This is a genomic window from Hoyosella subflava DQS3-9A1, assembly GCF_000214175.1.
GTDB classification, from domain to species: Bacteria; Actinomycetota; Actinomycetes; order Mycobacteriales; family Mycobacteriaceae; genus Hoyosella; species Hoyosella subflava.
The window spans coordinates 1,455,059-1,474,587 of record NC_015564.1 but is presented as its reverse complement, the minus strand read 5'-3'; the positions used below and the strand labels follow the sequence as shown (position 1 = coordinate 1,474,587).

General features: G+C 61.3%; 21 protein-coding genes. 6 read left to right on the top strand and 15 right to left on the bottom strand.

Features of this window, described 5'->3' with window-relative positions; translation table 11 throughout:
* The first annotated feature begins 31 nt into the window (after nt 1-31).
* Complete coding sequence (locus AS9A_RS06845; RefSeq protein ID WP_013806217.1) at nt 32-718, top strand: hypothetical protein; 687 nt, start codon at nt 32-34, stop codon at nt 716-718.
* Here AS9A_RS06845 and AS9A_RS06840 read toward each other — a convergent pair.
* The 5 genes from AS9A_RS06840 to AS9A_RS06820 form a co-directional block, all read right to left on the bottom strand.
* Nucleotides 708-1,886, bottom strand: a complete 1,179-nt coding sequence (locus AS9A_RS06840) for an alcohol dehydrogenase catalytic domain-containing protein (RefSeq protein ID WP_013806216.1) — start codon at nt 1,884-1,886, stop codon at nt 708-710. The genes AS9A_RS06845 and AS9A_RS06840 overlap by 11 nt on opposite strands.
* A gap of 10 nt (nt 1,887-1,896) precedes the next feature.
* Nucleotides 1,897-3,426: a phytoene desaturase family protein gene (locus AS9A_RS06835; protein ID WP_013806215.1), complete on the bottom strand. Its 1,530-nt coding sequence runs from the start codon at nt 3,424-3,426 to the stop codon at nt 1,897-1,899.
* A complete protein-coding gene (locus AS9A_RS06830; protein WP_013806214.1) occupies nt 3,423-3,857 on the bottom strand; it encodes an SRPBCC family protein in 435 nt (144 codons plus the stop codon). The genes AS9A_RS06835 and AS9A_RS06830 overlap by 4 nt, the downstream gene beginning before the upstream one ends.
* 84 nt (nt 3,858-3,941) lie before the next feature.
* Nucleotides 3,942-5,435, bottom strand: coding sequence for a carboxylate-amine ligase (locus AS9A_RS06825; protein ID WP_083826475.1), 1,494 nt, complete (start codon nt 5,433-5,435; stop codon nt 3,942-3,944).
* A gap of 137 nt (nt 5,436-5,572) precedes the next feature.
* Nucleotides 5,573-5,980, bottom strand: a complete 408-nt coding sequence (locus AS9A_RS06820; RefSeq protein WP_013806212.1) for an STAS domain-containing protein — start codon at nt 5,978-5,980, stop codon at nt 5,573-5,575.
* 375 nt (nt 5,981-6,355) lie between these two features.
* Between AS9A_RS06820 and AS9A_RS06815 the strand changes: the two genes are divergently transcribed.
* Both AS9A_RS06815 and AS9A_RS06810 read left to right on the top strand, forming a co-directional pair.
* Nucleotides 6,356-8,164 carry a glycoside hydrolase family 15 protein gene (locus AS9A_RS06815; RefSeq protein ID WP_013806211.1) on the top strand — a complete coding sequence of 603 codons (1,809 nt, stop codon included), beginning with the start codon at nt 6,356-6,358 and terminating at the stop codon, nt 8,162-8,164.
* A gap of 12 nt (nt 8,165-8,176) precedes the next feature.
* Nucleotides 8,177-9,136: a TIGR03885 family FMN-dependent LLM class oxidoreductase gene (locus AS9A_RS06810; protein WP_013806210.1), complete on the top strand. Its 960-nt coding sequence runs from the start codon at nt 8,177-8,179 to the stop codon at nt 9,134-9,136.
* Nucleotides 9,137-9,144: 8 nt separating this feature from the next.
* Here AS9A_RS06810 and AS9A_RS06805 read toward each other — a convergent pair whose 3' ends face one another.
* The 7 genes from AS9A_RS06805 to AS9A_RS06775 form a co-directional block, all read right to left on the bottom strand.
* Complete coding sequence (locus tag AS9A_RS06805) at nt 9,145-10,251, bottom strand: FUSC family protein (protein ID WP_013806209.1); 1,107 nt, start codon at nt 10,249-10,251, stop codon at nt 9,145-9,147.
* 3 nt (nt 10,252-10,254) lie between these two features.
* Nucleotides 10,255-10,632 (bottom strand): sensory rhodopsin transducer, encoded by a 378-nt coding sequence (locus AS9A_RS06800; RefSeq protein WP_013806208.1) that lies wholly within the window; start codon nt 10,630-10,632, stop codon nt 10,255-10,257.
* Nucleotides 10,629-11,834 carry a D-arabinono-1,4-lactone oxidase gene (locus AS9A_RS06795; protein WP_013806207.1) on the bottom strand — a complete coding sequence of 402 codons (1,206 nt, stop codon included), beginning with the start codon at nt 11,832-11,834 and terminating at the stop codon, nt 10,629-10,631. The genes AS9A_RS06800 and AS9A_RS06795 overlap by 4 nt, the downstream gene beginning before the upstream one ends.
* On the bottom strand, nt 11,818-12,075 hold the full coding sequence (locus AS9A_RS06790) for a cytochrome P450 (RefSeq protein WP_322786541.1): 258 nt from the start codon (nt 12,073-12,075) through the stop codon (nt 11,818-11,820). Before AS9A_RS06790 ends, AS9A_RS06795 begins: the two co-directional genes overlap by 17 nt.
* 72 nt (nt 12,076-12,147) lie before the next feature.
* A complete protein-coding gene (locus AS9A_RS06785; protein WP_013806205.1) occupies nt 12,148-12,534 on the bottom strand; it encodes a hypothetical protein in 387 nt (128 codons plus the stop codon).
* 47 nt (nt 12,535-12,581) lie between these two features.
* Nucleotides 12,582-12,785, bottom strand: a complete 204-nt coding sequence (locus AS9A_RS06780; protein ID WP_013806204.1) for a CsbD family protein — start codon at nt 12,783-12,785, stop codon at nt 12,582-12,584.
* A gap of 98 nt (nt 12,786-12,883) precedes the next feature.
* Nucleotides 12,884-14,128 (bottom strand): glycosyltransferase, encoded by a 1,245-nt coding sequence (locus tag AS9A_RS06775; RefSeq protein ID WP_041450921.1) that lies wholly within the window; start codon nt 14,126-14,128, stop codon nt 12,884-12,886.
* Between the two features lie 195 nt (nt 14,129-14,323).
* Here AS9A_RS06775 and AS9A_RS06770 point away from each other — a divergent pair, with 195 nt between their 5' ends.
* Both AS9A_RS06770 and AS9A_RS06765 read left to right on the top strand, forming a co-directional pair.
* Nucleotides 14,324-15,871, top strand: a complete 1,548-nt coding sequence (locus tag AS9A_RS06770) for an FAD-dependent oxidoreductase (protein WP_013806202.1) — start codon at nt 14,324-14,326, stop codon at nt 15,869-15,871.
* The gene (locus tag AS9A_RS06765) at nt 15,872-16,939 is read left to right on the top strand and encodes a baeRF2 domain-containing protein (RefSeq protein WP_013806201.1); all 1,068 of its coding nucleotides are present in this window, start codon (nt 15,872-15,874) and stop codon (nt 16,937-16,939) included.
* Between the two features lie 10 nt (nt 16,940-16,949).
* Here AS9A_RS06765 and AS9A_RS06760 read toward each other — a convergent pair whose 3' ends face one another.
* Entirely contained in the window at nt 16,950-17,852 is a 903-nt protein-coding gene (locus AS9A_RS06760) for a glycosyltransferase family A protein (protein WP_013806200.1), read from the bottom strand.
* A gap of 139 nt (nt 17,853-17,991) precedes the next feature.
* On the opposite strand from AS9A_RS06760, the gene AS9A_RS06755 reads away from it, so the two are divergent.
* Nucleotides 17,992-18,288: a hypothetical protein gene (locus AS9A_RS06755; protein WP_013806199.1), complete on the top strand. Its 297-nt coding sequence runs from the start codon at nt 17,992-17,994 to the stop codon at nt 18,286-18,288.
* Between the two features lie 29 nt (nt 18,289-18,317).
* Here the strand turns inward: AS9A_RS06755 and AS9A_RS06750 are convergent, their stop codons facing one another.
* Together AS9A_RS06750 and AS9A_RS06745 are read right to left on the bottom strand one after the other, a co-directional pair.
* On the bottom strand, nt 18,318-19,049 hold the full coding sequence (locus AS9A_RS06750; protein WP_013806198.1) for a GAF and ANTAR domain-containing protein: 732 nt from the start codon (nt 19,047-19,049) through the stop codon (nt 18,318-18,320).
* Nucleotides 19,050-19,076: 27 nt separating this feature from the next.
* Nucleotides 19,077-19,424 carry an STAS domain-containing protein gene (locus AS9A_RS06745; protein ID WP_013806197.1) on the bottom strand — a complete coding sequence of 116 codons (348 nt, stop codon included), beginning with the start codon at nt 19,422-19,424 and terminating at the stop codon, nt 19,077-19,079.
* Between the last annotated feature and the right edge of the window lie 105 nt (nt 19,425-19,529).

The window sequence follows — 19,529 nt, the reverse complement described above, 5'->3', positions numbered from 1 at the left end:
GCGCAGCGCAGCCGCAGGGTACGCAAGGCTAATGCAGCTTGCTCAACCCTCAGGACGAATAGCCAGTCTCACCCGCGCCGCCGCTAAAGCCGCCGCACGACTTCGGAGCAGCGGCAGACTCTTCCATCCGTGGGGTGAGTGTTTCTCCGGCACGATCAATTTCGCACTCCCAGACACAGCTGGCGTGCCAGAGGAACACTCGTGCCTGGTTCGGCTATCCAAGGGAGCTGGGCTGGGGGCTGCACTTCCTGACGCGCTCGGCCTCGCTATCCGCATCGAGTCCTCCAATCCGTGGGACATCCTCATGGTGAGCAGCGGCGGCACCGGTCGGCTGGGCCGCATGATCATCAAACCGTCAGCTTTCTGGACGGCGGCCTCCTACAGCACTCTGATGCCGTATCAGCGTGCCGATGGCACTTTGACGTGGCTGCACGCCCGGCCTTCAGCGGAACGAAAAATCCCGGCCCGAAAGGAGTCGCTCACCGCGGCGATCGAGCAGAGTCCGCTGCGATTCACTCTGTCCTCCAGCAACTCACAAGGCGAGGTACACCGCATTGGCGAACTGATCCTGGAGCAACAGGTGCGCACGGAACTGTCGTTCGACCCCGGCGTCAACCATGCGAACAATCTTCGGTTGTATCCTCGCTGGCTCGCGGCTTTCCGTTCCGATGCCTATAGCGGCAGCCGCCAGTCACGTGGCGCTACGCTCAGGGCTTGAGAAGTATCTTTACCGCACAATCGCGCTTTTTCTGAAACATCTCGTACGCTCGCGGAGCATCGTCAATGGGCAGCGTATGTGAAGCGAAACCCTCCACCCCAAGGACGTCATCGTCGTTGAGGAGGGGAAGAATCTCGGGTGCCCACCGCTGGACGTTCGCTTGACCCATGCGAATCTGAATCTGCTTATCGAATAACGTCATCATCGGCAATGGGTCCATGACGCCGCCGTAAACACCGGCGAGTGAGATAGTGCCGCCACGGCGAACGATGTCTATTGCACTGTAGAGAGCCGCGAGCTTATCGACACCGGAGCGCAACATCGCCTGTTTTCCGGCCGGTTTCGGGAGCAGCGCAACAGCCCGATGCAGTTGTGCCGCCACAGGCGATCCGTGCGCTTCCATCCCCACCGCGTCGATGACGGCATCGGTCCCGCGTCCTTTTGTCAATTCCCGTACCGCATCACCGATTTTTGGGTGATCTTCAAGTGCGAGTGTCTCAATCCCGCGCGCGCTGACGCGACGCCGACGCTCGGGTACACGGTCAATGCCGATCACTCTGAACCCTCGATGCGAGGCGATGCGCGCGGCCATGTCACCAATAGGTCCGAGCCCCAGGACTGCGACGCTTGCCCCCGGCTCCAGCGCGGCGTACTCCACCGCCTGCCACGCCGTGGGCAACACGTCGGACAAGTAGACGAACCGTTGATCGTCAGGTCCCTCGGGAACCTTGATCGTTGTTCCGTCTGCATAGGGGACTCGCAAGTACTGGGCTTGGCCGCCGGGGACCCGGCCGTACAGTTCCGAGTAACCGAATAGCGCTGCACCGTTGTCGTACTCACGCACCTGGGTGGTTTCGCACTGTGTTTGAAGACCACGCGCGCACATAAAACAGGTTCCGCACGAAATTTGGAACGGAATGACGACGCGGTCACCCACGGAAAGTTGCTTGACACTCGAACCGACCTCGACCACCTTTCCCATCGGCTCGTGCCCAAGGATATCCCCCGAATGCATAAACGGCACCAGCACTTCATACAGGTGCAGATCCGACCCGCATATCGCCGTTGTCGTGACCTCGATGATGACGTCAGTGCTTTCCTGAATCGCGGGATCTGGAACCGTATCGACGGACACGTCCCGTCGGCCCTGCCACGTCACAGCTTTCATGTTCTGCTCCCTACTGCATTAGTTTGCGGGCGATTGCCGCACGAAGCCGCTGTCGCGGCCCTCGTGCTTTGAGCGCCGAGTGTGCGGCGTTCCAGCCGCACATTCCGTGAACACCTCCACCTGGGTGGGCCGACGCGCTCCCGAGATAGAGGCCCTTCACGGGTGTGTGATTGTCAGCGAGCCCGGGGAACGGACGAAATACATATTGCTGGAACAGTTCGAATGTTCCGCTGTTGACCGCTCCGCCCCGCAAGTTCTCGTTGTCGCGTTCGAGCTGACTGCCAGTCTGCACTTCAACGTCGACGATCCGCTCCGCGAAGCCGGGTGCATATGTGTCGATTTTCTCGGTCATCGCGGCTGCTATTTCCCGGTGTTCCAGCTCGGTGCTTCCTCGTGGGGCTTTGGTGTATGCCCAGGCGCTCGTCAATCCTGCTGGTGATCGCGTCGAGTCGGCGGCGGTCATCTGGCCGAAAAGAATCAGCCGATCCTGGTCGTCGCCTCCACCGATATGAACAGTTCCGGCGCTTGCCGCGAGTGGACTCGCCCAGGGGATCTCGCCCTCGATCACATAATTGGACTTGACAACCGGCGGGTCCCACTGAAATTTCTCAATGCCCTGGCGCACCCGCTCGGGCACCACTGAGCGAGGTAGCAGACTCTCGTAGAGATCTGGTGCACTCACGTCCGCGATGATGGCTCGGCGTGCATAGACTGTTTCATCGGTATCTGTAACGACACCTGTTGCACGGCCACCTTGTACGAGAATGCGCTGCACTCGTGCATTGCAGGTGATGTACCCGCCCCCCGCTTCCAAACGCCGAGTGAGTGCCGAAGTGAGTTGTTGCGCGCCACCTCGCGGAGTGGGGAACCCGCTCTCCTGCGCGAGCATCGTGAGGACGTAGCCGACCATGCCGCTTACTGGCGCAGTGACGGGAACGTCGGCGTGTAACGCGTTGCCACGCAGCAAAAGCCGCGCCGCGCGGCTTTCGAACAGTTCGCGTTCCATACGTTGTACCGGGAGTGCGAGAAAACGGGCGAGCCTCATCCCATCTGCTACACCGAACCTGTGGAGCAGGGAGACGGCGCCACGGGCGGGCGGAAACGGCGAGAACAGGATGCTGAGCAGCGGCGCCTTGACAGATTGCCACTCCTCACACAGAGACAGCCACGTGCTCGCGTCTTTTGCGCTGAAACGAGCCAGCGACTCCGCTGTCTGCCGCGGCGTGCGCTCGATCCGAACCACATCATCCGAACCGGGGCCGATTACCTGCGCGACAGGAGACTCCGCGTGGCTCCAGTGCAGTCCAAATCGTTCGAGCCCGAGCTGAGGCATCGCCGGCGCAACCAGCGCAAAGGGATAGAAGGAGCTGAAGAGATCCCACGTCACGCCTGGTTCCCGGCTGACCGAACGGACCGCCCCGCCCGGCTTCGGCTGGGCCTCGAGCACGTGAACATCCCAGCCGCGATCAGCGAGGACGTTCGCTGCGACCAGCCCGTTCGGACCTGAACCGATGACGACCGCGTCGACCGCTCGCGTCATTCGTGGCGGCCTTCGGCGATTAATGCAAGTCGCCTGAGGCACTCCCTGTTCCGAGGTGCGGCGAGTTTCTCTTGAACTCGTTTTGGGATCGCTTTCCAGGGCCACGAATCGACCCACTCTTCGAGCACTATTTCGCAGCCCTCGGGCTCCTTAGTGAGCCCAAGCCGGACGCGCGCTTTCCCCGCCGGCCAGGAGTGAGCCGCGAGTTCGATCATGCGCCCGGGATCGCAGCTCACTACTTCCGTGTAATCGTTGTCGAGCAGTGGCCAGAGTCCAATGGAATGGTGGAACCGGCTCCCCTCGTTGGGCCAGTGCTCATCAACGTCCCGGATGCGAGAAGAACCGACAACCCAGCTCGCGTAGAGCCAAGGATCGCACAGCACGTGCCATACCTCGTCGGGAGTAGCACTAGCACGAATTCGCGATGCCATAACAAGCCACCTCGCTGATGGGGTCCGGGGTCTTCCTGTGTGTTACCCACCGAGCTCCGGAACAAACAGGTCATCAACGCCCCCTTACCAGGCGTTGAACGCTTGGCCCCCCACGTAGACCGCGACGATCAGGAAGGCAATGGCGATAGCTGCTGTCAGGAAGATAATGGCACCACCAGCAACTTTAGGCTGCGAACCGGTGTCTGGGTCATGCTCCTCGTGGACCAGGTTGGTCTGGTCTTCGGCGGGAGGGGTCGTTTCAGGCTGTGACTTCGATTGCTCATTTTCCATTTGTGCGTCACTCCAATCTCGTTGTGCTGCATTGAGAATGAGGCCAGCATTCCGTCCGAGCCCCGCTGCCTGGCAGGTTGCGCCGTGCAGCATTGAGGTCACCGCTGCGTGGCCTCCACGGGCCGCGCAGCGCTGCAACTGCGCGCCGCTGCCCCTCTTTTTCAGCGCGGCTAATAGCGTTCGCACCGCGTAATAGTCGCCCGCCTCACACAACGCGTCAGTCGTTTTGTCGAGCAACATCGTTGTGTACTCGCTGACCGTTATCTTCCGCCCTGTGAATGGGTCGAGTGCGGGCCCCTCGAGTCCGTGCCGCGCGGCAGTCCACACTGCAGCGTCACCCCACATCGGGTTGATAGTGGGAGGCGGGTGTCCCTTCTCGAGGTCGGACAGCGCCGTCATCACGAGGGCACGCCCCAGTGCCGCCTGCAATACAGAATCATCGGCCGTAAGTCCGACGTCAGAAGCGCGGATCTCGATCGTCGGATACCGATCTGAGAGGCGCGCGAGCCAGAAACACGTGTGACCGTCCTCGAGTAGGCCGGCATCAACAAGTGCGTCCACTGTCTCGTCGTAGTGTGTGGCCGATCGAAACTCCGGCGGCAAGCCGGATACCGGGAACCTGCGCTGGGTGGCGATCCGCCAGCTTGAAAAGCGTGTGTCGGCCCCACCGGCATAGGCCGAATTACCCCCTAGGGCAACGAGAAGCGGCAACCAGGGTGTCAAATGGCCAAGCACAGCGACAGCAGTCTCGCGGTCTGGCACCTCTACATGGACGTGCGTACCGCAACCCTGGTAGCGCTCTGCGGCGGCACCGTAGCGTGCGAAAATTTTCCGGTACCGAGAATCGTCGATGGACGCCCGCGCCGGTGGGGCCTGCAGGGACATCTGTGGAGGCATTCCGGCAGGGAGCAGTCGCAGTCCCATCTCGCTCGCCGCTGCTGACGCTTGTTCGCGGTTACGCAGGAGTCCAGTTGCCATTGCCTCGAGCGTGGTCTCCGGCTCCGTGACAAGCTCTATCTGGGTGTTTTGCATCTCTGAGCAGGCGCCGGATACGGCGTCCGCGAGCCGCGTCAATAACTCCGGGGCACGCGGTGCGAGCATGCCGCGCGCGGTGTCATGGAGCAAAAACTCTTCCTCCACGCCCACGCTAGGGCAACGGCGGAATGCGATTTTAGGCGCAGATTCGTCTGGATTCTCCAGCGGGTCGACCTTGAGCACCATGTCCTCCGATGAAATGGGGTCCTGCCCGACGCGTAACCTGGCGCGACCGCCAGACGGGACGTTCATCGGCGGTACCCGCAACGTCGCAGTATGAAACCTCGGGCTCGTGCTCAGCCCGGGAGAATCCTTGCGCCCAATGTGCGACTGGGCCGAGACGCCAGAGCGCCTCAGCCCAGTTTTCCGTGCCCTGGCACGGTGTTGTTTCAGCTTGCTTGAAGGGCGGAGACCCGCTGCAGCCAATCAGCGGTTCCGTTGGGGGACGTACCGTCAACGGTGACCACGTGAGGAGTGGGCTCATAGAGAGCCAGACACCGTGCGACAACGCGGGGTGCGAAGATCGTAAAGTCAACATTGATCTGATCGGCGCGCGTTGCGCATTGGGCAATTGCCTCGATGCACGCCACACTGCAGAAGCGTACCTGGGACAGGTCGAGTACTACCGGACTGCCCGTCTCGAGCAAGTCGTGCATGCCCTCGATGATTTCCGCACGCCTACTGGCGTCGAGTTCGCCCTGTATAACGGCGACACGGACGCCTCCTCGTGGCGTGCTTGCTTGGGTAATGCTCATGGCCCATCGGGAATCGTCTTTTTGGAGTGCTGTCGGAATCATTCCAGCTCCTGCTACTAAATCCGGAAGCTGGACATATGCATACGAGCACCGCGCCTTTACCACGCGGCGCTGAGTTGCCTTCCCAGCTTCCCCGGTTGTATCGGCTGCTGGCTCAACCTGTACCTAAGCATCCCCCGCAGTAGGGGCGCGACGCAAGGAAACCGGCAAGAATTTTGGGGGATTTTACTAACTGATTACCATAGTAGTGAGGCGGGCTAACGATGATTAGGCCTCATCATTTTGGGTAGGTCAAAACACATGGAACTACTCGTGATCCTTGCTCTTCTCGTACTCGTCTTGGTCTGGGCCGGGCGCCGCCGACTAAGGCAATCAGCCCGCGGCGAGTCCCCACAGAACCCGGATGCCTGAGGCTGTATGCAGGATCACGCTTCACCAGCCATAGGAATCTCCGACCTCCCAGCCCGCGAAGAGGGCTACGTCGACCTGCGATCATATGCGGCGATCGGTGATGGACGCACTGTAGCTCTAATTGCACATGACGGTTCAGTCGACTGGTATCCGATGCCAAACCTGGACTCACCACCCGTGTTCGCACGACTTCTGGACAGCGAGAACGGTGGCTGCTTCGAGCTGCACCCGGCGCAGGCGCACTCGGCAACCCGGGAGTACATTCCCGGCACGAACGTTCTACAGACCACGTACCAGACCGGCACAGGCAAAGTCCGAGTCACCGACTCCCTGAACACAGGCAAGAGCGGACGCCTGCCGTGGGGAGAGTTCGCGCGCCGCATTGATGGACTCGAAGGCACTATGGAACTGCATTGGCGCGTGGCGCCCGGCACCCGGCTCAACCGGGTATCGCCGTGGGCGGATAGTACGCGGCAGTGCCCGCTCCTTCGCGTCGGCGATGTGACGCTGGGGGTGATCGGGTGCGCGGGCGAAGAGCTGAACTTCAGCGACCGCACGGTGAGCGGAACCATCACTGTTGAGGCGGGAAAACACAGACTCATCGCGCTGATATCCACCAGGCACGAACCTCTCCCCTGCCCCGACCCGGAACACATTCTCGACGGTATCGAGAGAACTGTCAGCTATTGGAAAAGCTGGTCGTCAGAGCTCCACTATGACGGGCCCTGGTCGGGGGAAGTCCTGCGCAGTGCGCTCGCCCTCAAGGTCCTGACGCATAGCCACTCCGGCGCGATCGCCGCCGCCGCGACCACTTCCTTGCCCGAAGATCCGAGCGGCGGAAAAAACTGGGACTACAGGTTCGCATGGATACGCGACGCCGCATACACGCTCCACGCCCTAATTCGTTTTGGGGAACGTGAAGAAGTTCATAGCGCAGTGAGCTGGCTGCTCAGGATGATTCGCAAGCAAGGTCCTGATCCAGAAGTCTTTTCGACCCTCGCTGGCGAGCTCCCGCACTCTGAGCACGAGGTCGACGCTCCCGGGTGGCGGGGCATCGGCCCGGTCATCGAAGGCAACCGCGTGGGTGGTCAGCTGCAACTCGGCGTCTACGGCGACTTGTTCGACATGATTGATCTCTATCTCGAGGGCGGCAACGTCATCGACCAGCCGACTGCACGTCTCCTTGCCGATATCGCTGACCGGACTTGCGACGTCTGGCACCAGCGAGACGCAGGCATCTGGGAGCTGACCGAGGCTCGTCACTACACAAGCTCCAAAATGGGCTGCTGGCACGCGCTCGAATGCGCTGTGCGGCTTGCAGAAGCGGGGCAGATCGAAGGGGAGGCCGCACGCTGGCAAACCGAACGCGACCGCATCAAACAGTGGATTCTCCAGAATTGCTGGTCACACGAGCGTCAAAGCTATGTGTGGTACGCAGGCAGCAACACCCTCGACGCATCCGTTCTCATCCACGCGATGAGCGGGTTTGACCGCAGTGAGCGCATGTCGACAACGATCGACGCCGTCCAGCAAGAGCTCGGCGATGGCCCGCTCATCTACCGCTACACAGGGATGCAACGGGAAGAGGGCGCGTTCGTCGCGTGCAGCTTCTGGATGGTTGCGGCCCTCGCGGAAGTCGGCCGCAAGGCCGAAGCGGAGCGACTTATGGCGCAGTTAGTCCCCCTCGCTAATGACGTGGGGCTTTACGCGGAGATGATTCATCCGGAAGACAATCGCTTCCTCGGCAACCTTCCGCAGGGCCTCAGCCATCTTGCACTCATGACAGCCGCATTGACGCTCATCGAAAAGTACTGAAGGGAGTCAACATTGAGCCGCATAGGCTTCCACGCGTCACACGAACAGATCAGCCCGCAGCAGCTGCTCGATGATGTTCAGCGCGCCGAAGCGGCAGGATTCGACGCGGCGATGTGCTCAGATCACATCGAGCCGTGGTCCCACGCCCAGGGGCATTCCGGGTTCGCCTGGTCCTGGCTGGGAGCAGCTCTCGGAGCGACCCGTTTTCCGATGGGGGTCGTCACCGTGCCCGGTTACCGCTACCACCCCGTGGTACTTGCCCACGCCGCGGCAACGCTGGGCACGATGTTTCCGGGACGCTTCTGGTTCGCGCCAGGCAGCGGTGAGCACCTCAATGAACGAGTCACAGGCCAGCCCTGGCCACCCAAGGAAGTAAGGCAGGTCGTTCTCGAAGAAGCGATCGACATCATCGGTCGTCTAATGCGCGGTGAAACCGTGACCCATCACCGCCACATCCGGACGTCGGAAGCTCGGCTTTGGGACCTCCCTGGTACGCCCGTACCAGTCTTAATTCCCGCGCTCACTCCCGAAACGGCCCATCGCTTCGCACCCCTGGTTGACGGGCTCATCACCGTCAACCAGCCGCTTGACGGCCTCAAGGGCGTGTTAGAGGCTTTTCGGGAGCGCAACCCGTCGGGCAGAGCAGTATTGCAGGTCCATTTGAGCTGGGCAGAAACCGCTGAGGAAGCCTGGCATATCGCACACGATCAGTGGCGCACCAACGTCCTTGACCCGCCGGAGATGGCGGAGCTTTCTGCACCTGAGCAATTTGAGGAACGATCCAAATACGTCTCCGACCACACTCTTGAGCAAAGCGTCAATATCTCGCCGGATCTCGGACGTCACGCAGAGTGGATCCGGCAGTATGCAGAACTCGGTTTCGACGAAATCTATCTTCACCATGTGGGGCAGAAGCAGGCACGCTTCATCGACGTCTTCGGCGAACATGTTCTGCCCCAGTTCGCTGCGTGACACCGGATTCAGAGAATTAGTTCATCAGTTTCGCCTGCGGCAGCTTCAAGCTGCGACACTGCCTCCGGACGAGGCAAGCCGGTGAGTTGCAGCAGATCCACCACTGCTGACCGTATCTGCATGATCAGCACCGTGCGAGTGTGCCGTGGTCCGGCTTTCTCGTCCCGGACCGACGCCTTGACCGCCGCCTTCAGCGCGTCCGCCCGAAGTTCACTTGCCGGCAGAGCCCCTGCTACCCAGTCCGGAATCAGGCAGATTACCCGAGCCAGGCGGAAAAGCGCCGATGATAACTCGACGTCGTCGATAGCTCGAGGATGACGGACCGCGTTGGAGGCCGCCCGGCACATGCCACGGCAGGTCGCAGAAGTCGCATCCGCGCTCATGACCAGGCTTTCGGCGCGCGCTAACACGTGCCTGGTGCTTTCGCGCTGGCCGCGCCGCTGAAGCAGACCGACACCAGCCAGACGTTCACGCGTGGCCGAAACGGAGTCATCGAGCGCCGAGGTTGCTTCCTTCAGTTCGCCCAACTGCTCGATAGCCTGGTCCGCGCGCGACAGGGACTGATGGTCGATGGCCGCCGCCGCTTCGTTCACGATGGCAGCGTGACGGGTCACGTAGTTCCGCGCGCTGTCGAGGACCCCGTTGACGGGGTTTCCCGGATAGATCGCGGTGAGCAGCAGCGCAACGCACCCGCCGATGACGGCGTCGGCTAGCCTGATCCACGGCGAAACGTCCAGTATCGGGCCGACAGCAATAACCACAACAGCGGCGACCGCAGCCTGATTCACGAGCAAGCCGCTCGGCCTGATCGCGACCGCGATCGTCACCGCCACCAGCACTGCCACGGCTAATTGCCAAGCACCCGCACCAGCTACACGCACTAGCACGTCTGCAGCGGCCCCGCCGAGCAAGACTCCAAGCGCGATCTCCGCAGCACGACGACGCCGCTGCCCTACCGTCAATCCGGTGCAGATGACTGCGGCGATCGGCGCGAAAAAGGCGCCCTCTTCACCGAAGGCAAAGGCGGCGATGAGGTAGGCGAGGCCGGCGGACGTGGCCGAAAGAAGAAGCAGCGGAGCGTGCTTCCGCAGATTGACCGCCGCTCGTTCCTTCATGCTTCACCCAGGCATACCGGAGTCTACTGTCAGCGCCAGCGCAGACTGCCTGGTATCGAGCCGACGTACCTGAACAACGATAGGTGCTCCGCACGTGACGACCATCGCGTAGGGCACAGTGAGCGGTACCGCTTCCGGCTCGATCAGGTCGTTGATCCGTACGTGACGAACGCGGGCAGCCGGCACCATGATCCGGTACACACCAACTGGGTCACGGTCAGCGAAATAGACCGTCACCGCGGCGCATGCGTCCGCGGAACCCGCATTCAGAATGCACAGCTCATCGCGGCTAGTGAATTCTGGTTCAGGACCGCTCCCGCGCGCCGGGATGTTCCCGGCGGTGAATGCCCACCGACGGTGGCCGATTGGAGAATTTGTCACGGCGCCCCCTGCAGTCCGAAGATCTCGGTGAGGTAGTCATTCAAAAAGACCCCTTCCGGGTCGCACTTCTCCCGCAGTGTGAGGAAGGCATCCCAATCCGGATACATCCTCCGTAGATCCGGCGCCGTTCGGTAATGCTTCTTCCCCCAATGGGGCCGCCCGCCCCAATCGAGGAACAGCGCCTCCATGTCCCGGAAGTAGGGCTCGTGGTCAAGACTCGCATTCTGGAGCAGCGCAATCGTCATCGTCGGCTGCCTGATATTCGACAACATCGCATCATCCGGTGCGACGGTACGAACGAGAACTCGCCACCCCACCTTGTCCCGATGCCGATCCTTCACCCGCTCGCGCACACGCCGAAAAGCTTCTAGCCCGTGCTCAAGCGGCAGCATGTATTCCATTTCGTCAAACTTCAGATCTCTAAAGTTGGGGATGACCTCGTATGAGGGACCGCGCTCGTCCTTCTTGAGATAGCCGGGTGGGGAGATCGCTGGTTCGTCCCCCGGCAGTGTGAGAACGCGAACTTGTGCGCGATCGCTGCGCGGGTACCAGTAGAAATCCACATGGCGGCATGTCTGAGACAGTTCTTCGAAGTGGCCCAGAACCCAATCAATGTGGGTCATCCAGTTCTGGCGGTGTAGGTCAAATGCGGGCTGGACACGCAAGGTCAGCGAGGTGAGCACCCCCAGGGCGCCAAGCGCCAATTGCGCCGCCCGGAGCAGCGTCTGCCCCTGTGCACTGTCGGCCTGTTCGCCAAAACGCACTACTGCCCCGGTCCCTGTTACCAGCGTTCCGCCAACGAGCGTCGAGGACAGGTTGCCTAGTTCCCTGCCTGTCCCGTGCGTCCCGGTACCCATCGCCCCCGCAAGGGACTGGTAATCAACGTCGCCCAGATTCTCCATGGCAAGTCCGTGCTCGGCCAGTGCAGAACCGGCCTCCGCAAGACCGGTTCCAGGCAGCAATGTGGCTCGGCCGTTGCTCTTGTCGGCACCAACGAGCCCCGCCATTCGGCCGAATGAGATCAGCGTGTCCCCGGTCTCAGCCAGTGGCGTCGAAGAATGACCCGACCCCACTGGCCGTACGGAACCGCCCCGATCAAGTGCCTCATGAACGATGTCGATGACTTCCTGCTCAGAAGTGGGCTGTCGAAGGCGTTCGGCGTCGAACGCGAGGCTTCCTGACCAGTTAACAAAACGTTCCATCAGCTGACCGCGAGCTCGATCCCGAAGTTGTTATAGCAAGCAAAGTGGTTGTTGTGAGCAACACGACATTCTTGCCTGGGCACTCAGCTGGGCCCCCGCTGAAAGGAACCAGGGAAGGCTCCTTGTGTGCACGGCCGTCGAGCCATATTTCCGGTTCGAACCGGTCCGCGAACGGAAACTTTCCTTCGTCGCGGTGGAAGGCCGCCGCGAAGATGATGATCGCGGCGCCTGCCGGGATCATCATCTCTTCGCCGCCGTCACGAATTGTTGACCTCCGGATGCTTACCTTTTTCCGGTTTCAGGAAAGTCATAGTCACATTCCCCCGGTGTCCGCATCGCGGATCGCGGTGTCCGCTTCGGCCGGATCCACGCACACCTCCAGAAGACGCGTTGTCGTCTCGTTCACCTCGGGATCATTCGGTTCGACCGACCGGTCAAGGTCGTCCTCGAGATAGGCAGTGACCGTTTCTAACTGCTCATCCTCATCTTGTTCAATGAAGTCCGAGCAGCTCGTATCACCACCGGTTGTCCAGATCCCCTCGACTTCTTCTTGCGCGTCATCCCACGTCTCGCCGAGCTGGTCTCCGTTGAGACCGTCATCAGTCGTCACATCGTCATCGCCACACGCGGCGACGCCGAGTGCCAGCGGCAGCGCACAAGCTGCCGCCAGCAGACCCTTCTTTGTGCCCTTCTTTCTCATCTCAACCCCCTCCGGATGTGTTGATCTGACCGGATCGGTCTGGACGCCTAGTTGTCGGGAGTAATGGCGTCCTTTGCCTTCTTCGCTGCGTCGGTAGCTTTGTCTTTGGCCTGCTTCGCCTTCCCCGAGACCTTGTCGCCAGCACCTTCGTTCTTCAACTGATCATCATCAGTCGCTTCACCAGCAGTTTCCTTCGTCCGGCCCTTCAGTTCCTCGGCCTTGTGCTTGATCTCATCAGAGAAGTCAGACATGAACGTTCCTTTCTATTGGATGGCACGGGCTTTCTGGCCCGCGCCTACTTTCTGCCTACCCGGCGTCAGATCAGGCAAACCCCACAAACCAGAAAAAATCAGCGTGCCGATGAACGGCTAAGCGCTCCCCTCGGAACCGGAATGGAGCGGGAGTACGCGCGCTCAGTCTCTTGCGCGACCTGTTCCCACGAATACCGCGCCACGGCGCGGTCCCGACCAGCAATACCCCATCCTTCCATCACCGACGGGTGGCTGAGGATTTCGCGAAGAGCGTTGACCAGCAACCGCGGTCGTTCGGGGGGCACCAGCATTCCCGTCACCCCGTCGACGATCGTGTCGAGAATGCCGCCAACCGCATGTGCGACTACTGGCACTGCGCACGCCATCGCTTCCAGGGTCACCATTCCAAACGGTTCGTACCATGGTGTGCAGAGGACAACGTCGGCGGAACGCAACAGGCTCGGCATGTACTCACGCGGCACGTGTCCAACTAGATGTACTCGATCAGCGACGCCCAGGTCGTCTGCGAGTGTTCTGAGCCGCTGCGCCTCGTGGTCCTCGACCAGAAACTCGGTGGCCGGCCCTCCAGCAATGATGAGTTCAACATCAGGCAATGCGGCGACAGCCCGGATGGCGGTGTCGAACCCTTTGCGCGGCACCAATCTTCCAACCGAAACAATTCGTTTCACTCGTGAGCTCGGCTGGTTTGCCCAGTCTTTCGCACCATCAGACGGTTCGGTGTCAGGCGTGAACAGGTTCAAGTCAACTCCGGAGGGCACCACGGAGATACGTGCTCGTGGTGTTCCCATCCTGGCGAGTTCGAACGCCTCGTCGGAACTCGTGGCAATAATCCTCGACGCGGCTTTCGCGACGACACGCTCGGTCCGGATCCGGTCCTCTGGGCTTGTATCCGCCGCTCCCTGGAATCGGCGCTTCACGGCCCCCAGAGCGTGAAAGGTCTGCACCGTGGGCGTCCCTAGTGCCCTCGCAGCCAATTGTGTTGCGATGCCGGACATCCAGAAGTGCGCGTGCGCGATGTCGGGTGACCGAAGCTCCCAGTCCTGCCTTAAGTAACGCGCGAAATCTGTCATGTGAGGAAGAATTTCGTCCTTCGAGACCTTGCGCGGCGGGCCCGCGGGTACGTGAACCACCTCATAGCCGGCGTCGGTACGGACACGCTCCGGCACGTCCGGGTCCTCACGCCTTGTGTACACCGCTATTTCATGACCTCGGCGTGAGAGCGCCGCGGACAACTCCGCAACATGAACGCTCTGCCCCCCAGTGTCGACAGTTCCGGGCGTCGCTAGCGGGCTGGCGTGCTCAGAGACCATCGCGATTCGCATGTCCCACCTTCCTCGTATCAGGTGCGGGTGCCGACCGCACATTCCGTACGAGAACCGAGAGTCCGCTGCACCCCTCTGCCATAGGGATGCGTCTACCCACCGGTGATGCCTGTCAAACATCGGGGTCTCGTGGCGAGTGATCAAAAACTCCCGGATCGATGGTTATTTGGGCTGTGTGCGCGGTACCCCGTAGTCATGACATCGCTTTGGCTCGAAACGAGGAAGGCACCCACCGCCGCTGAACTGCACACCGTCGACACATCCACGAAACCCGATGTGGTGATCGTCGGTGCTGGTCTCACGGGTCTGGTGTGCGGCCTAGAATGCGCCCGGGCCGGACTGAGTGTCGCAGTGTTCGATGCTCGCGGTGTAGCCGAGGTCACGACGGGTCTCACCACCGCGAAAGCCACGTGCCTGCAGGGCGCGAAGACCAGCGAGATCGCGCGAGAACACGGAAGCGAGGCCGCCCGTGAATATGTGGCGGTCAACCAGTCGGCATTGTCCTGGCTGCGCGAGTTCTGCGCCGGTGCGGGTGTCGAAGTACAGACACGAACCGCTTATACGATCGCGCAACACGGCTCATCACTCGAAACGCTGGAACGCGAAGCTGACGCTGCAAGCGCAGCGGGACTGCAGGTCGACTTCTCGCGCGGTGCCCCACTGGATTTTGTGCCCTTCCCGATCGCTGGATTCGTCGGCCTCAACGATCAGGCGCAGTTCAATCCGGTCGATTTAGCTAACGCCCTCGCATCGGAGATTCGTGAGCTCGGCGGAGGTATCTACCAAGGAATTCGCGTCGAAGGGGTCAGTACCTCCGGCACACTTACGGTGCACACGACTCACGGTGACATCGTCACCGATCGGGTCGTACTCGCGACGGGGACCCCGATTCTTGACCGTGGCGGATTCTTCGCCAAACTCGAGCCGCAGCGCTCGTACCTCGCGGCGTTTGCAGTACCGAATGGAACACTGCAGCCCGAAGGGATGTACGTGTCCATCGATTCTCCTGATGTGGCACCTACCCGTTCATTGCGCTCCGCTCCTGGACATCTGCTTGTGGGGGGCAACGGGCACATAGTTGGACGCGCCGCGAACACGCGCGCATGTGCCCGGGACCTTCTTACCTGGACAAGTCATTATTTCCCTGAGGTCGCCCCCACTCACCAGTGGTCTGCTCAGGACTACTCGAGTGTTGACGGGCTGCCCGTGGTCGGTGCGCTCACGCCCGCGAGCGACAAAGTCCTCATCGCCAGCGGGTACGCGAAATGGGGAATGACCAACGCCGTTGCGGCGGGCCGGATACTCGCGGAGCGCATATCTGACAACGCTGCCGACTCCGGCGGCACTATGCCGGGTGCTGAACTGTTCGATAGTCAGCGTTCGCTCGCGGTCCGGCGGATGCCGAATTTCGCGGTGACAAACGCGAAGGTCGGCGTCAATGCGATCAAAAGCTGGACACAGTTGGCACGGACTTTGCCGCAGGCGCCGACCGAGGGAGAAGGCGTTGTGCATCGGCATCAACTCAAGCCCGTCGCGACCAGCACTGTTGACGGCGAAACGCGCACGGTCTCGGCGATCTGCCCTCACCTGAAAGCGCTCTTGTGCTGGAACTCTGCCGAACGGTCGTGGGACTGTCCACTGCACGGTTCCAGGTTCAGCGCTGACGGAACTTTACTCGAAGGGCCCGCCACTCATGATCTGGCGTCGGCCCCTTCACCAGAATGGAAAGGAAGCGGAAACTGAATGAACACAGCCACTTTGAAGAAGCGACTCGACTCTGCTCGCGGTCCGTTCGCATCGATCTACGTAGACGATTCAAAAAACACCGAGGACGCGGGTAAAGCCCGCGAACTTCAATGGCGAACCGTGCTCGACGAACTGCGGAAGCAGGAGGCCCCCGACGATTTGTTGGCTCGCGTACTGGAACTGGCCGACAGCAAACCGCCCATCGGGAGTCGCGGCAGGGCGCTCGTTGTGGGCGAGAGCGGGGTGATTGTTGACGAAGAACTCCCCGTCGTACCTGCTCTGCCCGATGTGCGATTTTCGATCATGCCGCACCTTTTGCCCTTGTTCGAGTTCGGGGCTCCTGAGCTCACCATTCTGCTCGCGGAGGTCGATCGCACCGGTGTCGACGTGAGCTTCATTGACGAATACGGCCGCGCACTCGACTTCGACTCCGAAGACTTGGACCGGCACCCGGTACACAAGGCCAACGTTGGCGACCGCTTCAGCTGGGCTCATGTCGAAGAACGAACAGAGGAGATGATTGAGCGGAACTACCGGGACACCGCGGCCTATCTGGCACGGGTGGTCCGGCAGGCCAGCCCCTCGATGCTCGTGCTCAGCGGCGAAGTGCAAGCGCGGACAGGGATCGAAGGGTTGCTGCCAGACGATGTCAAGAAGCTGACCCACGCGGTGCCTGAAGGTGGCCGCGCTGACGGCGCCGACCACACTCGCCTCGCCGACGCGATCAACGAAATCGTGCAGCAGCAGCGCTCCGAGCAGGTCGCCGAGGCCCTCGAACGCTTCCGCATCGAGTCCGGCCGGGCATCAGGGTTCGCCATCGACGGCATGCGGATCATTGCGGCCAATGTGCAGCAAGCGAACGTGGACACCCTCCTGGTTGCACGTCCCTCCGATGAAACCCAACCAGCCCCGGTCGATGGCGACAGCCGTGAAGAGGATGCGGTCATCGCCGCAACGATTCACCAAGGCGGCGATGTGATTGTGTGTAAGAAGGACGACGTCAAGTTCCGCGACGGGTTCGGTGCCATCCTGCGTTCACCCGCGCTCGATATGACCGGCCAATAGGCGGAGTAATTCAAGGCAAGCGCGGCGGGCGCACAGGTGCCCGCCGCTGGCTTTGCTTACTCACTTGCTTTACGAGCGGGAGCCGTTTCACCGAGTCCCACAGCGCAGGTGCGAGGTAATGAGACTTCAGCACCGCGCGAGCGAGGCGGGTCAGAGCTCTGCGCGCTTCGGTCGCGGGCACAGCCACGATGGCAGGAATAGGTTCGTTTCGCTCCACAACTGCTTGGCGATGCTGCGGACCAGGACGATCCTGTGACGGATAGTGATGGGCGACAATAGCGTCCACATAACACTGCGTCCAGCCGTCTGCAGCAAGTTCGTAGGCAAGCATGCGCTCCTCGCCGACGAAATCGAGCACCGCGTTGAATCCGCCGCACTTCCGCAGCGCAACTGCACGCGCTACACATGCACACGCAAGAAAGCCGATGATTTCAGGGCCCGGCGAATCCGCAGAGCCGGTCCTGGGGCTATTCGCCATCAACCTGTTAGTGGGGTCTTCATCCTCGTTGCCGCCCACCAGAACCCGCCCGGCGATGAGCCCAACGCGCGGATGGTCAGCAAAGATCGTTTCTGCTCTCCGCAGAGCGTCCGGCTCCCACCATGAGTCGTCGTCGCAAAAGGCCACGAATGACGTGCGAGCACGCCAGATTCCATAGTTGCGTGCAACCGCTCCCCTATTTTTACGAAGCCTGATGTAGGTCAGGAGGTTCTCGGGGAAGTCTCGCTGGCACTGCTCAACCACCGCGGGCGTGTCATCGTTGGAGGCGTTATCAACGACAATCACCGGGCAAACGGGCTCCAACTGAGCGAGATGGCTCAGAGCCCGGGCCAGCTCAGGCGCTCGATTGCGAGTCGCGACGACCACGGTCGTATTACCGCGCGTCTCACGCTCGATCCGATCGTTTGCGCTCATAGTAGGCACCTACCCACTGGCATCCATGGCCAAACTGTCCGATGTCCATGGCCAGCGGCTCAGGTTCCCTCACGGCGAACCCACGTTTGGAACGGCGGCGAATGGGAACCCCGATTCAGACCGACGTTTGGAGGAAACCATGAAGGAACCTGAGTACGCCGGCCGCGATGAAGCTTTCCCATCGTCAGCCGGACGTGCGCTAGCTCGCCTTGGCTATTTGCTGATAGTCCTCGCTGTTGTCGCTATTCCGCTTGGTCTTATCGCGGCGGCATCGGGTGAAGCAACTCTCGCCTGGATCGCTGGGGCGTGCGCTCTTGTCTTACTGGTTGTCGGCGGCGGATTGTGGCGGTGGCAGGCAAGCCGGAAACAAGAGAGCCACCCGGAAAGCAGTGACCGGCAGGTTTCGGCTGAAGGCAAAGGTCCGATCGACATCTAATCTGCAGAGTAGGCCCCGCCACTGCAGCATCAATCCCGCTCTAGGGCACCCTCTGGAACGGCCTCTTCGAGGTTGGTGGCGACAAATTCGCTCGCGACTTCGGCGAGCCGCCTGTTCGTCTCCTGCGAGAGTCGCACGAGCAATTGAAACGCTTCCGTCGCGTCGATCTTGTAGCGCTCCATCAGGATGCCCTTAGCCTGCCCGATGAGGTCACGGGTAGCGAGTGCGCTGCGAAACTCTCCGTCTCGGCGCGCCGTCCCAAGAGCAATGGCCGCATGGGTGGCGAGTACCATCCCGACTTCTTCGGCTGACTCTGTGAACGCGTGTGGCTCATCAGCGTGAATGTTGAGCGCGCCGAGAAGCTGGTTCTGGGTGAACAGCTGGAAGCACACGGACGAGCGGATCGGAGTTTCACGCAGCGCCGCAGCGGTGAATTTCGGCCACCGCTGATCCTTCGTGTAATCATCCGTTCGCACCATCTGATGATCCCAGGCTGACGCGAGACAGGGCCCCTCATCGTGGCGCCGCTGGATAGCGTCAAGCAGTGCCGCATATCCGTCGGTTGGTGCGACCGACTTGATTTCATGACGGTCCGTGATGAGGGTTATACCCGCATGACGGGCGCCGGGCACGTGAGTGAGGGCAGCGCGAGTCGTTTGTTCAAGTACCGAATCGAGACTAGCGCTCGACCGTCCGTGCATATCACGGGCAAGTTCAGCTAGGCGAAGGTGAACATCACAACCGTCGCTCACACTGCTCACCTCCCTTTCCCTTTCAAGGGTAGTCACTCATCGCTCACGCATATCCTCACTGAGCGCAAAGTATGGTGCCAGCGTGTCAGGTGCAATGACCGACATTCTGACACCCGAATGCCGTGCCAGGTCAACGACCTGCAATATTTCCTCGATCGCCGCCACGCCGCAAAACTTCAGGTGCGTCAGATCGAGCGTAATGGGCGCACCGAACTCCAGCATCCTTCTGAGCTGCACACCTAGTTCCTCGCGCGAAGCAGCATCGAGCTCGCCGTGTATCTCGACCGCGTACCCGGAGGTACGAGCCTCGCTTCCGAGTTCTCCATGACGGGGAAAGATCGTCACGCACCACGCAGCACCCCAACGCCGAACGGCTGAGGTCATCTTCAGCTCCTACCAAAGAATCGCGGAAAACCGCCTACTGCCCCAGCACGCGCCCCACTTCGACGTAACGGCCACACCGCTGCCCTCGGCACCCTTCCGCACCAT

Coding starts and splice junctions, on each gene's coding strand:
- AS9A_RS06845 (WP_013806217.1), top strand. CDS start 32: ATGCAGCTTGCTCAACCCTCAGGACGAATAGCCAGTCTCACCCGCGCC.
- AS9A_RS06840 (WP_013806216.1), bottom strand. CDS start 1,886: ATGAAAGCTGTGACGTGGCAGGGCCGACGGGACGTGTCCGTCGATACG.
- AS9A_RS06835 (WP_013806215.1), bottom strand. CDS start 3,426: ATGACGCGAGCGGTCGACGCGGTCGTCATCGGTTCAGGTCCGAACGGG.
- AS9A_RS06830 (WP_013806214.1), bottom strand. CDS start 3,857: ATGGCATCGCGAATTCGTGCTAGTGCTACTCCCGACGAGGTATGGCAC.
- AS9A_RS06825 (WP_083826475.1), bottom strand. CDS start 5,435: ATGAACGTCCCGTCTGGCGGTCGCGCCAGGTTACGCGTCGGGCAGGAC.
- AS9A_RS06820 (WP_013806212.1), bottom strand. CDS start 5,980: ATGATTCCGACAGCACTCCAAAAAGACGATTCCCGATGGGCCATGAGC.
- AS9A_RS06815 (WP_013806211.1), top strand. CDS start 6,356: ATGCAGGATCACGCTTCACCAGCCATAGGAATCTCCGACCTCCCAGCC.
- AS9A_RS06805 (WP_013806209.1), bottom strand. CDS start 10,251: ATGAAGGAACGAGCGGCGGTCAATCTGCGGAAGCACGCTCCGCTGCTT.
- AS9A_RS06795 (WP_013806207.1), bottom strand. CDS start 11,834: ATGGAACGTTTTGTTAACTGGTCAGGAAGCCTCGCGTTCGACGCCGAA.
- AS9A_RS06790 (WP_322786541.1), bottom strand. CDS start 12,075: ATGATCCCGGCAGGCGCCGCGATCATCATCTTCGCGGCGGCCTTCCAC.
- AS9A_RS06785 (WP_013806205.1), bottom strand. CDS start 12,534: ATGAGAAAGAAGGGCACAAAGAAGGGTCTGCTGGCGGCAGCTTGTGCG.
- AS9A_RS06780 (WP_013806204.1), bottom strand. CDS start 12,785: ATGTCTGACTTCTCTGATGAGATCAAGCACAAGGCCGAGGAACTGAAG.
- AS9A_RS06775 (WP_041450921.1), bottom strand. CDS start 14,128: ATGCGAATCGCGATGGTCTCTGAGCACGCCAGCCCGCTAGCGACGCCC.
- AS9A_RS06770 (WP_013806202.1), top strand. CDS start 14,324: ATGACATCGCTTTGGCTCGAAACGAGGAAGGCACCCACCGCCGCTGAA.
- AS9A_RS06765 (WP_013806201.1), top strand. CDS start 15,872: ATGAACACAGCCACTTTGAAGAAGCGACTCGACTCTGCTCGCGGTCCG.
- AS9A_RS06760 (WP_013806200.1), bottom strand. CDS start 17,852: ATGAGCGCAAACGATCGGATCGAGCGTGAGACGCGCGGTAATACGACC.
- AS9A_RS06755 (WP_013806199.1), top strand. CDS start 17,992: ATGAAGGAACCTGAGTACGCCGGCCGCGATGAAGCTTTCCCATCGTCA.
- AS9A_RS06745 (WP_013806197.1), bottom strand. CDS start 19,424: ATGACCTCAGCCGTTCGGCGTTGGGGTGCTGCGTGGTGCGTGACGATC.